This window comes from Sphingobacterium sp. ML3W (genome assembly GCF_029542085.1).
Lineage (GTDB): Bacteria > Bacteroidota > Bacteroidia > Sphingobacteriales > Sphingobacteriaceae > Sphingobacterium.
The window spans coordinates 538,575-552,619 of the sequence record NZ_CP107036.1 but is presented as its reverse complement, the minus strand read 5'-3'; the positions used below and the strand labels follow the sequence as shown (position 1 = coordinate 552,619).

Below are 14,045 nucleotides of genomic sequence, written 5' to 3'. Positions count from 1 at the left end.
CCTTCATCTATGAAGGAGCTTCTTTTTTAGATATCCCTTTTATATCCTGGTTTGTTCATCATATTGTCAAGGGAATATTTTCCAGATCCCATGACCATAAAAAAGATCAACAAAAAGAATACGACTATAGAAAGCCACAATTCGGAATTCACATAACTAAAACCATTGGTGATATTAACAAAAAATACAGCTCCCACCAAGACTGGCAACAATAACAAAGAAGCTAAACGAGTTTGAAAACCCAAAATAAGGAATAACCCGCCAACCAAATGCGTAAATACCACATAGTGAACAGCTCCCCAAATCGAAAGATGAAAGCTACTTTGTTCGATCATGTGCTCAACCACTTGCCTATCATTTACAAAAGTTATACCCTTGGCCAAGATCATTATGCCCAAGGCAATTCTTAAGTAATCAATCCATTGTGGATGATGGACATTTCCCCAATGTTCAATTCTATGTATCAGGTTCATAATATACCTCCTTTATAGATGGTTATAATGCTATAACAACTGAATAACAAAAAAGTTGTTGGCACTATCATTTTAATACACAAGGCATTGTCTCCCACCTGGAATCGAAGCTCTTCAAAAAGTTGAGCTAAACATTAGCCAATCACAAACCGGATCACAAGATCCCATAAGGCCGTTGTTATTAGCCCTATTACAATACTAAAACCGATAACAAGATTCACCAATTTTGCATTGAGATGATATTGTTCAGCGATGATCCCGGAGGTGACCAAGGTAGGCATGGCAGCTTCGAAAATACTGATTCGCGCCATAGGTCCTTTTACTCCAAGTAACAATGCAAATAGCAAAACCAATGTGGGAGCCAAAATCAATTTATAGATCATAGCTGTACTTATCTGTGCGAACTGTTGGCGCCAACCCTCGAATTTCAACTGTAAACCGATAGAAAATAGTGCCAATGGTCCTACTGTCGCCACGAGTTTATCAAAAAAAGGTTCGACAACACTAAAATCAATAAACTGAGATAAAGTCAATGCAAGAAGACAACCGATCAATGGCGGAAAAGTAATCAGTTTCCTGATCATAAATTTAGCGTCAATGGATTGCCCTTCCTGAAGATTCGCTTTAAGCGCATTGATGATACCAGCAGTAGCTAATAGTATAAATGTCGTCTGGTCACAAATTATAGCAATCGGTAGTTGTGCCTCGCCAAAATAAGCCATAATCAATGGAAATCCGATGAAGGATGTATTGCTATAGCCTGCCGCCAATTCCAGACTGCTCCTGGAACGCTGCTTATAGGATTTTCGCTTACAATACCATTCCATAAATAACCAGCTTCCGGCCCAGACCAAAACTGCCGAAAAGATCGGAAACAACAACTGTGACGACCATACGATCTTTGGAATATATTTAAACGAAACCGCTGGAAGAGCAAAATAAAGTATCCAGGTATTGATTCCTTTATGCGCCTCACCGTGGATTAAATTTGTCCTTCGCAAAAGCATACCAGCAGCAATACAAAACGCAATCATTATAAAATTAACCATGTTTTCTCTACAATTTTATACGACACAAAAGTGCAATAGTATGCTTAGTAAAAACATGTATAAATACATTATTTTTATGTACATTTAATACGACATACAAAAAATCATGCGAAAGAAACAATTCGAGCCATTATTGATCAGTGAGTTTGTGGAAGACACTTTCCACCTGCCTATGCATGAGCAAAATTATTATGAACTTGTTTATATACGCAGCGGACAGGGGAAGCATATCATCAATAAATTTGAATTGGATTATGAACGCGGTGATATTTTTCTTGTTAGCCCAGCAGATAAACATTACTTTAATATTCACGAAAAAACACATTTCCTATTCATTCTTTTTACGGATAGCTATTTTATGCAAAATCGGCGTCAGCAAAAACTATACGCGTGGATTAGGGAATTAATGAACGACAGAGGATTGCGAGAAAGTAAATTGCACATGACCGATCACGATCGTTTGATCTATTCCCATATCATGGAAGCTGTTCGGTTATACTGTATTGCCGCTATCAATCAGACATCACAATGGCTGTTTGATCAACTGGTTGCTATCTTCGGTCGCTATAAGGAAATATCCGAAATACAACGCTTGCCACAGGCACATACACTTCACATGGATAGCTCTATTTCAGCTTATATCCATCAGCATATCTTTACCCCACAGTATCTGCAGGTAAAAACAATTGCTCAGAAATTTAATATCTCCCCGACGTATTTTGGTATTTATTTCAAGAAAAACTTTGGTAGTAGCCTAAGAGACTACATCAATATCTACCGAACCGAATTAATCGAACATCGGCTTAAATCTACGGCATATACACTCAAACAGATAGCCGAAGAACTGGGCTTTGTCGACGAGAGCCACTTATCCCATTTCTACAAGCGCACAAGGGGTTACAGCCCCAAAGCCTATCGGCAACAACAGTCAAAATAATCCTATGATGTACAGCAGATATACAACAGACAAAGATGCGAGTTGCCTATCAAGATTTGGGAGGCAATACACTATAGAATTTCAGTCCCTTTTCCTCAAACTGTTTATAGAGGACAACTAACACATCATTTTTCAGAGATGAAGCATTCGCCGCGAAATTCACCCAGCAGAAAACACTTAAATAAATCATTTCTTCGCTGATGTCTTGCACGCTGATACCGCTATCTCTTTCCTTAACGAAATGTGGACTCGCCGCTATAGCTGCATTAATCCATTGTTTGGCTTCGTTAAGGTCCGTCTTCCGATCGATACGTAGGACAAAACTTGTCCGACTGTATTCTTGAGATAATGTCCAATTGACTAATCTACCCGATAGCAAATCACCGTTTGGAATAATTACATCAGCACCATCGGCAGTTTTCAATACACTCGCACGAATACCGATCTCCTTGACACGCCCCTTTTTATCGGCGAGTTCAATCTGGTCTCCCACGCGGAAAGGTTTATCAAAAACGAGAATAATCCCAGATACAAAGTTGTTGATGATATTTTGCATCCCCAAACCTATCCCCACACTCAGCGCCCCGATAACGACGGTAAGTTTATCCAAGCTCATCCCCAAAGCGGAAATAGCGATAAAAAAACCAATCAGAATAATCGCTAAACGGAATAACGGAAACAGCGTCATTTTTTGATTATAGGCCTGATTTAACTGACCATCTTCACCACCGAGTACGATGAGACTGATGTTCTTTTGAAACCAATTGGCGACCAGCAAGAGCAAAACCGCAACAACAAGGTTCCCCAAGGTGAACGATATACTGCCGATACTACGCACCTTTCCAAAGAATGTTTCACTAAGCGCCAATAAGGTTTCGATAAACTGAAGATTATTGGCCAAAACAATAATTGCCAACAGGATACATACAATCCGAAGGATCTCTGTTATAATAGTCAACGTGCGCTGTTCATTAAAGCGCATCCAAAATCCCGCCACCAAACGGTCTTTTTTGAATTGGTTACGGACATCCAATTTGATCATGTCCGTAAAATATTGTAGGGTAAATGACTGCACCAAACCCACCGCACAGGCTATACTGAAACTGCGCGAATGCTCAACATGCCCAATGACATTCAACGTGATCGCCGTGATATTTAATATCGCAAATACCACATAGATAAAATTACTGATATAACCCGGACTTTCTGAATTCTTTATACGTCGTTTAGTATAGCTTACCAATCCCAATGCGATTAGATTAAAACCAATACAAACAATACGTAAAAAGAGATCATCACTCACAATCATATTGACAAAGACATCCAATAGGTAAAAGATGATCAGAATCAGCGCGATCTTACGCTGCTGTCCAGTCATTTTATGTCTTAGCAAATACATAAAAATCAACATGATCACCAATTGAGACGCTTGTAAGATGAAAGTTGGCGTGAAGAAATTGACAAAGGGCAATAAGGTTAGCAGAAAAATAATCGTTTTTCCAACAATAGCATCAATGGCTATCTTATTGGATGGATCATTTTGTTTTAGCACATAGGCAACCCGCACAATCCAATACGAATAGGCCAGTCCCAGCACAATCAACAGAATCCGGCTCGCCCAATCTGTACGATTGACATATTTATCAATGGATTTATTGTTACTATAATTACTGCGAATATTGTCGAGAAGTACATCTTTTGAAATACTTGTCGTATTTGCCTTCCAGATCGAGCTTTTACTTGGCGCCGAATCCGACTTCTTTACAGCAGCTTTTGTTTCAGGGACAAGGTCTAAGCGATTAAGATGCCGGTGATCTTTCAGAATAAGCTCATCGATTGTCCGATTGATCATTTCCAACGAATCCATCTTTGCGCTCAACCTCTGTTCAGCACTATTCAGGTATTGATGAGCGCGTGCGTGATTATTGGCACTGATAGCATAGCGATTGACTATATTCTTGATCTGCTCTTGTGTGCTACTCAAGCTGCTGGAATAATTAGCGATACTCCCTTTGATAGATTTAAGCTGTTTAATCTCTTCAGCAATCGCATTTTTTAGAACTGCAACAGAGTCTTTTGCGGAATTAGCGCTTGTGGCCGCATACCCATTGGATTTTTCATTTAGCTGGGCGACAAACTCAGCCATAGACGCTGTACGGATATTGGACAAAAATGTCAAATTTACCTTACGCAGGTCATTCCGCAGCGAATCATTCCCTACTCTTGTCGAATCGGAACCAGATCTTCTATTTAAACCAGTATGCGGCTGCGATCTATCGGTACTGACACTTCTTCTTACCTGAACCGAATCTTGTCCAATAGCATACAGATGCAATGCCAATAGACTTATTATAAAAACAATGAAATGCTTCATGCTACTCAATTTCATACGCCCAATTTGTTAATCTCTCTAAATAATAATCTATGTCTCACAGGAGAACTCCGCAAAACGAAGTTTCAGGAAAGCGGATGATGTTTATTATTTTTCCGACAAAAATAGCTTATCTAAGCTTAAAATCGTATAGCATCCGATAATTTAAGTTCCTCCAAACGCTTGACTTTGTCATCACGGTAAAACAGATTCATCGTCTCAAAGGGGATTAACTTTAAATCTTTATTGACAATATGTACGCAGGATTTTTTGACCGCACGGACATCGAAGTCGTAAGCATCCATAAAATTCATGATAATGATGCGGAAAAGATTATCATAATCCAGCTCAGGAGCACACACATCAGGCAGGCAACAAAGCAATTGATTGACCTTTGGTTTTACTTTATCCACCGAAATACCGGTACTAAAAATATCCAGCAACTGCATCTGAACACCAGTATCCTGTTCGTACACAATGGTATTGCGTGACTGATTATTCAAGAGTACAGCTGGGTCAATATGCCGTGTTAGCGGAATTCTTTCATCACCAATCTTAAGCACATAGCCCATAGCCAAAGCGTCTGGATTGCAAGGTACCGGAATGATATCATGCGAATGCAAGAGCGGGTACTGATCTAAGATTTCCTGTCTGACCTCAGTGAGGGTCATCTTATGCTGCTGTGCATTCTCCGCATTTCTACCGGCAATTTCTACGGGCTGAAAGGTTACACCACGAACACAACGCTGGTTCAAAGCATAATCCAATATCGCTCCAATCTCATCATCGTTGGTTCCTTTTTCCAGGACAACGACAAGTGTCGTACTTAGGTTTAACGCATTGAGCTTGTCAATCGCCTTTTTCCGCACATCAGTCAAATCCTTTCCTCTAAATTTCTCCAGCACAGCCGGGCGGAAAGAATCAAATTGGAGGTAAATTTCAAATTCCGGAGCGTAGGTGGCGAGCTGTTCGGCAAATCCAGGGTCATTCGCAATCCGAATACCATTCGTATTCAGCATCAAATGCTTAATTGGTTTCGTTTTAGCGATATCCAAAATCTTAAAAAACTCCGGATGAATAGTTGGTTCTCCGCCACTGATCTGAACGACATCAGGCTCCCCTTCGTTTTCGACAATCTTATCAAACATGCGTTCGATTTCCTCCAGTGAACGATGCCGCCCATAATGAGGTGAAGACATGGCGTAGCAGGTCGGACATGTCAGGTTGCAACGATCGGTCACCTCAACGATAGACAGGCAACTGTGTTGTTCATGATCGACACAGAGGCCACAATCATACGGGCAGCCAAAATGAACCTCGTTCTCAAATTTCAATGGCGTCTCAGACGCTTTGTTATAATTTCGGATATTTTTATAGTATTCAACATCTGTGGCGATCAGGGTTTTGAAAAAACCATGATCAGGGCAATTTTTGGTCATAAACACCTTTTCATCTTCGATGATAATTTTTGCCCCTACACGCGAAAGACAGGTTGGACACAAACTAATGGTATAATCGTAATAGGTATAATTTCTAACTGGCATATATCTTATCGTTATTAACTTAATGCTATTCCACAGGCAACTCCACCTGCGATCATCGCTCCAACACCACCCAAAAGCACTTTAAGCCAAGGGTTGACATTAAATGTAGACTCTTTATTATTGGATTTCATAATCGAACCAATAATAATGACCAAAAGCGCTATTCCGATGACTATAGCTCCTCCAAACAGTAAAAACAAGCCCAATACAGCTGTGTTTTCCGAACCAAATGACCCTTCGAGTAAATACATAATTTAGACCTTCCTTTCAATATGCGTATTATTCAATAAATAAATATAATAAATTATCACGACAAGACAGGTAATTTGTATTGTACTCATTCCGAAAAGAATAACTACCCTTGGCTTGATAAAATCCAATAAAAAACGAAAGCTGAAATAGCTGAGCATGAAAAACTGAAACAGTACGCCATTTTGGAATATAAATCTCCGTTTAAACCATTGTAGGGAAATAAATAGCAGAATCAAAAATGCAATTTCGTATAAGGCAACCGGATGTCTTCGATAAGCATCACCAAGGTACATCCCTAATGGACATTCCGTAGGCAGGCCATAGGTCTGCTCAAATACCCCAGTGTAAAAACAACCTATCCGCCCGATCATAATCGCAACAATCAGCGGAAAAACCATGCGGTCCCCCGTGCTCTCTTGCTTGCGCATGATTTTTTTCATCAGTTCCACCCCGACCAGTCCACCCGCCAGACCACCTACAATCGTATTATTTAGCCAGATATAACGCCATTTACTTAGGGCACTAAACAATTCCGCCGGGCGCTCAAGCGATCCGATCACATGAGATCCGATCAAGGCTCCTACAGCAGCTGCAATGACAATTAAAAGTGAGTTGGTATGACCTAAGCTCTCCTTATCTTTCCATTTCAGGAGCTGATAATAACGCATGCCCATAAACATCCCCAAGCCTTCCATAAAGGGATGCAATAGAAAGGTCTTTCCAAATAAATCAATGGTAACAGGAAATTCGATTGCAGTTAGCATAAGCAAGTATACAAAAGACAATTCAGATATCGATCACCAAAAAACAAAAGCCGGTTCATTTGTGAACCGGCTTTATCTCCTTATCTTCGTCTAGGATAGCTACCTACAATTGATCGCTGTAGACAAATCTGATTTCTTCTCTCAAATTATAGCGGGAAGCCATAACTTCACCATAAGCTCCTGCAGAACGAATAGCGATCAAGTCACCACGTTTTGACACCGGCAAAGGTACTTCCTTTCCAAAACAATCCGACGATTCACAGATTGGCCCTACGACATCGTAGTTTAATGCTTCTGTAGCACTGCCTTCACTAATATTTTCTATTTTATGGTAAGCTTGATACAAGGCTGGTCGCATCAATTCAGTCATCCCTGCATCCAGTACCAAAAAGTTTTTCTTGACACCATTCTTAACATATAATACACGGCTCACCAAGCTTCCGCATTGAGCAACCAAAGCTCTGCCCAGTTCAAAATGAACTTCCTGATGCGGCTTACGCTCTAGGAAACGATCAAAAATGTCAAAATAAGCTTCAAAATCTGGAACTGGATTACCGTCTGGATTTTTATAATCTATCCCAAGGCCCCCACCGACGTTCAACACACGAATCTGTGTTCCACGCTCCTCAAACCAGTTTTTCCACTCATTAACTTTAACACACAAACTTTTGAATACCGTCATATCGGTAATCTGAGATCCGACGTGGAAGTGTAAGCCTACCAATTCTATAAAATCACATTTCTTAAGAACAGCGGCACATTTCTCCAAATCCGCATTTGGAATACCAAATTTGTTTTCGTCGAGTCCTGTTGTAATATAATGGTGTGTATGCGCATCCACATTCGGGTTTATTCGCAATGCAACATTCGCTTTTACACCTTGTTTTGATGCCAATTCGTTAATAACCTCAAGCTCCTGAATAGACTCTACGTTGAATGCAAAGATATTTTGTTGTAATGCATAATTGATCTCCTTATCCGATTTCCCAACGCCAGCGAAGGTAATATTCTGAGGTGCAAAACCACACTCAATAGCTTTTTTCACTTCATTTCCGCTCACACAGTCCGCACCGAAGCCGATCTGTTGCATAGCTTTTAACAACACATCGTTAAAATTAGCTTTCAATGCATAATGAACATGGAATCCCCTTTTGTGGGAAGCTACGTAAGCCGCTTCCAAGGTTTTGTTTAACACGGCCAAGTCATAGTAATAAAACGGCGTTTCTTTCTCTGCAAATTTTGCCGCAATAGCTGTATTTATCATATAAAACCTAATTCTTAAAATAAACGATTATGCAATGAACGTAAAGCCTCTGTTTTATGATCCGAATTCAATAAAATGGATACGTTAAAATCCGAACCACCGTATGAAATCATACGGACCGGAAGATGTTTTACAGCATCAAGTACACGTGCAGCATAGCCATGGCTATTCAAACCAAAGTCACCGACTACACAGACAATTGTTTGATCGCCGTCTACGGTAACAGATCCAAAATCTTCTACTTCTTTAATGATATCGGCTAAATTTATTGTATCATCTATGGTCAACGAAACCGCTACTTCTGAGGTAGTGATCATATCGATCGGTGTTTTATAGCGTTCGAAAATCTCGAAAACACGACGCAAGAAACCGTAAGCAAGCAACATTCTTGAGGAATGAATATGAATTGCGGTGATACCATCTTTTGCCGCGATTGCCCGGATACAACCTTTTTGTGCACCATCTTTGCTAATTAATGTTCCTTTAGCATTTGGCTCCATCGTATTTAACAGACGTACTGGCACATTATATTTTTGCGCAGGAAATACCGATTGTGGGTGTAATATCTTCGCCCCAAAATAAGCTAATTCTGCCGCCTCATCGAAGCTAAGATGCGCAATTGGTGTTGTCCCTTTTACGACACGCGGGTCATTGTTGTGCATACCGTCAATGTCTGTCCAGATCTGAACCTCATCCGCACGGATAGCGGCGCCAATCAATGAAGCTGTATAATCCGATCCGCCACGGCGCAAGTTATCAATTTCACCAAAAGAATTTCTACAGATAAATCCTTGTGTAATAAACAAGGTATTTTCGGGATGTTGAGCAAGAATAGTACTCAATTTATCACCGATGTATTCCACCATTGGCTCATTGTCCTCGTCGATTTTCATAAAATCCAGCGCCGGTAATAAGACAGACTGAATTCCGATTTCATTGAGGTAAAAATGCCATAATGCTGTGGACATCAATTCACCTTGCGCTAAAATAATTTTTTCTTCTATCGACGTAAACAGCTCGTTCGCCAAGCTAGAGATCAGGTTAAAATGATAGTCGATTAATTCCTTCCCGTTTTTATAACCGGCTTCAGTATTAAAAAGTTCCTCAATAAGGTCTTCGTACTTATCCTTGTGCTTCTTGATCAAATCCTTAGCCTCGTCCTTCTTACCTGCTGTGTAAGCTTGACCAATTTCTACTAAAGCATTTGTCGTTCCAGCTACCGCGGACAACACAACGATTTGACGTTCCGAAGGGTTTACAATATCCAACAACCCTTTGATACGTACTGCACTTCCTACTGAAGTACCACCAAATTTTAAAACTTTCATACTAAAGTTACAATTATTAAATTTCTGTGCGCCAATATAGGCAATTCATGAATGTATATTAAAAAAAATGCGGCACAAAATCATGAAAGTTTTGTGCCGCATATATTTGTTCTATGCGGAAGAATTACTTCTTCAAGTTTTCGATCAGTAAACCGGCCAATTCTTCGCCGATTCTTTCTTGTGCTTCATTTGTCGCTGCGCCAATATGTGGTGTCAACGAAATCTTTGGATGTTTTAAAATTTCCTCACGTGGTGTAGGTTCGTTGTCGAACACATCTAAACCTGCAAATGCTACTTTACCTGCATCTAATGCCTTCACTAATTCCAACTCATCAATAACACCGCCTCTAGAAGCGTTGACCAGTCCAACACCATCTTTTAACAGGGGAAACTCTGCTGCGCCAATTGCTGGTTTGTCCAAAAATGGTACGTGTAAGGAAATAAAATCAGAAACTTTCAATAATTCTTCCATTTCCAACTGTTTGATCGGAACCTCAACCTGAATACCACCAGAAAGTTCAATCGTTAAGCCTTTGGGTCCTTCAAATAGGTCTGTATAGACTACATCCATTCCCAGACCGATCGCGATTTTAGCTACTTCACGACCGATACGGCCAAAACCAACAATACCGATTGTTTTACCGCGAAGCTCAGTTCCGGCACCATAGGCTTTTTTCAAAGCACCGAATTTGGTATTTCCTTCAACAGGCATCTTGCGGTTGGAGTCATATAAAAAGCGTACACCGTTTAAAAGGTGCGCAAAAACCAATTCAGCCACCGATAAAGAAGATGCAGCAGGAGTATTGACAACAGCAATACCTTTTGAACGTGCGTATTCCACGTCAATATTATCCATTCCTACACCACCACGACCGATTACTTTCAAATTTGGGCAGCCATCAATTAATTCCTGACGAACTTTAGTTGCGCTACGTACAGTGATTGCATCATAAGCAAGCAGCTTTTCAGCTAACTCCTCTTGTGGTATATGATTTGTATCTACAGTATGACCAGCATCTTCCAACATTTTCTTTCCTAGTGGATCGATACCGTCATTTGCTAATATTTTCATCCTTTATATTTATTTATGAATGTCGATTTTTCATTCTATACATGAATCTGTGACACCCTGATTGTTTATTTAAGCGATGAAGCAATCAGATTCATTCGGACAGCGACGTGAACGGAATAAATCCGATGATTTCATCAAAATACTTTTGACTGAATAGACTATTTGCGTGTGTCTTCAAATTCCTTCATGGCATCAATCAACGCATTTATACTGCTCAAAGGCAATGCATTGTAGATAGAAGCTCTAAAGCCACCTACCGAACGGTGTCCTTTGATACCAATCAGATTACGTTCTTTTGCCAAAGCTAAGAATTCCGCTTCCAATTCAGGAGTATCCATCACGAAAGTCACGTTCATGCGCGAGCGGTCTTCAACAGCAGCAGTGCCTTTAAATAAAGGGTTGCGGTCGATCTCATCGTATAAAGCACGTGCTTTAATAATATTCTCTTGCTCTAAAACAGGCACACCACCTTTTGCTTTTAACCAACGTAGGTTCAACATGGAAACAAAGATCGAGTATACCGGAGGAGTATTATACATGGAACCGCCATCGATATGCAATTTATAATCTAACATCGAAGGTAGAACACGTCCTGATTTACCTAAAATATCATCCTTCAAAATAACTAGTGTTACGCCAGCAGGACCCATATTTTTTTGTGCTCCAGCATAGATCAAATCGTAATCTGCGACATTGATCTCGCGGGAAAAAATATCTGAAGACATATCTACAACCACTGGTAATTCCGTCGCTGGTTTTTCAAACACCTCAGTACCATAAATCGTATTATTTGAAGTATAGTGAAAATAGGCAGCATCCGAAGGGATTGAATACCCTTTAGGTATATAAGAATAGTTTTTATCAATCGACGAAGCTACAACATCTACTGTTCCGAATTTCTTCGCTTCTTTTAAGGCCTTTGTTGCCCATACACCTGTATCCAAATAAGCAGCTTTACCGCCTTCAGGTAAAAGATTAAGTGGTGCCATCGCAAATTGCAGACTCGCTCCACCTTGCAAGAAAAGAATCGAATATCCTTGTGGTACGGCTAATAATTCTCTTACTAACTGAGTCGCCTCATCTATCACTGCTTCAAACTCTTTGGAACGGTGAGAGATCTCTAAAATTGATAAACCTGTGTTGTTAAAATCAATTACAGCTTCTGAGGCTTGTTGAAATACTTCCTTTGGCAGAATACATGGACCTGCTCCAAAATTATGTTTCATTGATGTTATAGTTTGTTTGATTGCTCATTCAGAACCCTAGTAAAGCAATCTGTTGTTTTAAAAACCAAAGGTAAAATAAAATTATATATTTTTCAACTATTCTGTTTTTTTATTGAAAATTTACAAAATTCTGAATCATTTCAATAAAAATATTACACAAGTAGATCCCTATTGGTTATTAAAACAATCACAGAAGAATCACTTTCCAAGCCATATCTAATTGATTATCTTGCAAATACTCCTTTGCTTTAAGCTGAAGATGGACGTTACGGGAGGATTGGTCTCCAATAAAGGCATTTAACAATTCGTAAATTTCTGGCAAGGACGTAATCTCATCCACCTCTAACGGTGTAGGCAGTCGATCTAACTTTGCCAGTTTAATTTTATCTTCCGTACTAAAAACGGTGGATTCCTTTACAAAAGGAGGAAGTTGGTCGTAGTCCATAAAAAAGCAGAAATTTTAGTCAAATTTCTGCTTAATATCTTAAAAAAGAAAATCCTTATAATTTTTCGATGATCCGATCAGCAAACTCACTGGTTTTCACTAAGGTCGCATCATCCATCAGATTGTAAAAATCAACAGTGACCGTTTTCGCAATAATGGTTTCCCCCAATGCACGCACAATTGCCGCCGCTACTTCTGTCCAACCCAGGTATTCAAACATCATCACACCACTGAGGATAACGGATGAAGGATTCATGGTATTGGTATTCGCAAACCGAGGTGCTGTACCATGGGTCGCTTCAAAAACAGCGTGACCGGTTTTAAAGTTGATATTGGCCCCCGGTGCAATTCCTATACCGCCTACCATGGCTGCCAAAGCATCCGAGATATAATCCCCGTTTAGATTTAAGGTTGCCACCACAGAAAAGTCGCGCGGATTAAGCAAGATTTGTTGCAGGAAGTTGTCTGCGATAATATCCTTAATCAAGATTTTACCTGAAGCCAAGGCTTCTTTTTGTTCCTGGTTGGCCGCGGCCTCACCTTGCGCTGCTTTGGTACGTTCCCATTGCCCCCAAGTATAGGTCTTATCCGCAAATTCTGTTTCTGCAACCTCGAAACCCCAGATTTTAAAGGCTCCTTCTGTATATTTCATAATATTACCCTTGTGCACTATAGTCACCGAGGGTAATGCATAATGAATAGCATGTTCAATCGCTGCTCGAACCAAGCGTTTGGATCCTTCTTCAGAAACCAGCTTGACCCCTACCCCCGTGGTACTCGAAAAGTTATAGTCAATATCAAGTTCGTCATGTAAAAAATCCTGTAGTTTATTGGCTTCTGCACTTCCCGCCTGAAACTCTATCCCGGCATAGATATCTTCGGTATTCTCCCGAAATATGACCATATCCACATATTCTGGATGTCTGACCGGAGATGGCACACCTTGGAACCACTTCGTCGGTCGCTGGCAGACGTAGAGATCCAAATCCTTCCGTAAGGCAACATTCAAGGAGCGTATGCCACCACCTACGGGTGTGGTCAAAGGCCCTTTTATACCAACCAGGTATTCGCGCAATAGATCCAATGTCGCTTTGGGCAACCACTCTCCGGTTTCATCAAATGCTTTCTCTCCTGCCAAAACTTCCTTCCAACTGACTTTTCGTTGTCCGTTATAGGACTTCTCCACGGCTTTATCAAAAACACGCACGGCGGCATGCCATAGGTCAGGACCTATACCATCACCTATGATAAAAGGAATCGTTGGGGAATCTGGAACTTGTAGTGTTCCATCGTTGGACATTGTAATCTTATTTGACATAA

Annotated in this window: 13 protein-coding genes; 1 reads left to right on the top strand and 12 read right to left on the bottom strand. The window is 40.3% G+C overall.

Translation table 11 applies throughout. From position 1 onward, the window contains the following. Positions 1-26 precede the first annotated feature (26 nt). Together OGI71_RS02315 and OGI71_RS02310 are read right to left on the bottom strand one after the other, a co-directional pair. Positions 27-473, bottom strand: coding sequence for a DoxX family protein (locus OGI71_RS02315; protein ID WP_282253687.1), 447 nt, complete (start codon positions 471-473; stop codon positions 27-29). A gap of 134 nt (positions 474-607) precedes the next feature. Continuing rightward, a complete protein-coding gene (locus tag OGI71_RS02310; RefSeq protein WP_282253685.1) occupies positions 608-1,522 on the bottom strand; it encodes an AEC family transporter in 915 nt (304 codons plus the stop codon). Positions 1,523-1,628: 106 nt separating this feature from the next. Between OGI71_RS02310 and OGI71_RS02305 the strand changes: the two genes are divergently transcribed. Then, complete coding sequence (locus OGI71_RS02305) at positions 1,629-2,459, top strand: AraC family transcriptional regulator (protein ID WP_282253684.1); 831 nt, start codon at positions 1,629-1,631, stop codon at positions 2,457-2,459. Between the two features lie 49 nt (positions 2,460-2,508). Here OGI71_RS02305 and OGI71_RS02300 read toward each other — a convergent pair whose 3' ends face one another. The 10 genes from OGI71_RS02300 to icd form a co-directional block, all read right to left on the bottom strand. Continuing rightward, on the bottom strand, positions 2,509-4,848 hold the full coding sequence (locus OGI71_RS02300; RefSeq protein WP_282253683.1) for a mechanosensitive ion channel domain-containing protein: 2,340 nt from the start codon (positions 4,846-4,848) through the stop codon (positions 2,509-2,511). Between the two features lie 122 nt (positions 4,849-4,970). Continuing rightward, a complete protein-coding gene (locus OGI71_RS02295) occupies positions 4,971-6,374 on the bottom strand; it encodes a radical SAM protein (protein ID WP_282253682.1) in 1,404 nt (467 codons plus the stop codon). A 14-nt stretch (positions 6,375-6,388) separates the two neighbouring features. Further along, positions 6,389-6,625, bottom strand: a complete 237-nt coding sequence (locus tag OGI71_RS02290) for a hypothetical protein (RefSeq protein WP_282253681.1) — start codon at positions 6,623-6,625, stop codon at positions 6,389-6,391. Positions 6,626-6,628: 3 nt separating this feature from the next. After that, the gene (locus OGI71_RS02285; RefSeq protein ID WP_282253680.1) at positions 6,629-7,390 is read right to left on the bottom strand and encodes a prolipoprotein diacylglyceryl transferase family protein; all 762 of its coding nucleotides are present in this window, start codon (positions 7,388-7,390) and stop codon (positions 6,629-6,631) included. A gap of 103 nt (positions 7,391-7,493) precedes the next feature. Further along, entirely contained in the window at positions 7,494-8,654 is a 1,161-nt protein-coding gene (gene lysA / locus OGI71_RS02280) for a diaminopimelate decarboxylase (RefSeq protein WP_282253679.1), read from the bottom strand. Positions 8,655-8,668: 14 nt separating this feature from the next. Next, positions 8,669-9,982 carry an aspartate kinase gene (locus OGI71_RS02275; RefSeq protein WP_282253678.1) on the bottom strand — a complete coding sequence of 438 codons (1,314 nt, stop codon included), beginning with the start codon at positions 9,980-9,982 and terminating at the stop codon, positions 8,669-8,671. Between the two features lie 124 nt (positions 9,983-10,106). Then, positions 10,107-11,054 carry a D-2-hydroxyacid dehydrogenase gene (locus tag OGI71_RS02270; protein WP_282253677.1) on the bottom strand — a complete coding sequence of 316 codons (948 nt, stop codon included), beginning with the start codon at positions 11,052-11,054 and terminating at the stop codon, positions 10,107-10,109. A gap of 158 nt (positions 11,055-11,212) precedes the next feature. Next, entirely contained in the window at positions 11,213-12,280 is a 1,068-nt protein-coding gene (gene serC / locus OGI71_RS02265; RefSeq protein WP_282253676.1) for a 3-phosphoserine/phosphohydroxythreonine transaminase, read from the bottom strand. A 187-nt stretch (positions 12,281-12,467) separates the two neighbouring features. Further along, a complete protein-coding gene (locus OGI71_RS02260) occupies positions 12,468-12,725 on the bottom strand; it encodes a hypothetical protein (RefSeq protein ID WP_120260842.1) in 258 nt (85 codons plus the stop codon). Between the two features lie 55 nt (positions 12,726-12,780). Then, positions 12,781-14,043, bottom strand: a complete 1,263-nt coding sequence (gene icd, locus OGI71_RS02255; RefSeq protein WP_282253675.1) for an NADP-dependent isocitrate dehydrogenase — start codon at positions 14,041-14,043, stop codon at positions 12,781-12,783. Between the last annotated feature and the right edge of the window lie 2 nt (positions 14,044-14,045).

What these genes read in the sequence shown, in the direction of transcription:
- OGI71_RS02315 (WP_282253687.1), bottom strand. Translation starts at nt 473, where the DNA reads ATGAACCTGATACATAGAATTGAACATTGGGGAAATGTCCATCATCCA.
- OGI71_RS02295 (WP_282253682.1), bottom strand. Translation starts at nt 6,374, where the DNA reads ATGCCAGTTAGAAATTATACCTATTACGATTATACCATTAGTTTGTGT.
- OGI71_RS02290 (WP_282253681.1), bottom strand. Translation starts at nt 6,625, where the DNA reads ATGTATTTACTCGAAGGGTCATTTGGTTCGGAAAACACAGCTGTATTG.
- serC (WP_282253676.1), bottom strand. Translation starts at nt 12,280, where the DNA reads ATGAAACATAATTTTGGAGCAGGTCCATGTATTCTGCCAAAGGAAGTA.
- OGI71_RS02310 (WP_282253685.1), bottom strand. Translation starts at nt 1,522, where the DNA reads ATGGTTAATTTTATAATGATTGCGTTTTGTATTGCTGCTGGTATGCTT.
- OGI71_RS02300 (WP_282253683.1), bottom strand. Translation starts at nt 4,848, where the DNA reads ATGAAATTGAGTAGCATGAAGCATTTCATTGTTTTTATAATAAGTCTA.
- OGI71_RS02285 (WP_282253680.1), bottom strand. Translation starts at nt 7,390, where the DNA reads ATGCTAACTGCAATCGAATTTCCTGTTACCATTGATTTATTTGGAAAG.
- OGI71_RS02270 (WP_282253677.1), bottom strand. Translation starts at nt 11,054, where the DNA reads ATGAAAATATTAGCAAATGACGGTATCGATCCACTAGGAAAGAAAATG.
- OGI71_RS02305 (WP_282253684.1), top strand. Translation starts at nt 1,629, where the DNA reads ATGCGAAAGAAACAATTCGAGCCATTATTGATCAGTGAGTTTGTGGAA.
- icd (WP_282253675.1), bottom strand. Translation starts at nt 14,043, where the DNA reads ATGTCAAATAAGATTACAATGTCCAACGATGGAACACTACAAGTTCCA.
- lysA (WP_282253679.1), bottom strand. Translation starts at nt 8,654, where the DNA reads ATGATAAATACAGCTATTGCGGCAAAATTTGCAGAGAAAGAAACGCCG.
- OGI71_RS02275 (WP_282253678.1), bottom strand. Translation starts at nt 9,982, where the DNA reads ATGAAAGTTTTAAAATTTGGTGGTACTTCAGTAGGAAGTGCAGTACGT.
- OGI71_RS02260 (WP_120260842.1), bottom strand. Translation starts at nt 12,725, where the DNA reads ATGGACTACGACCAACTTCCTCCTTTTGTAAAGGAATCCACCGTTTTT.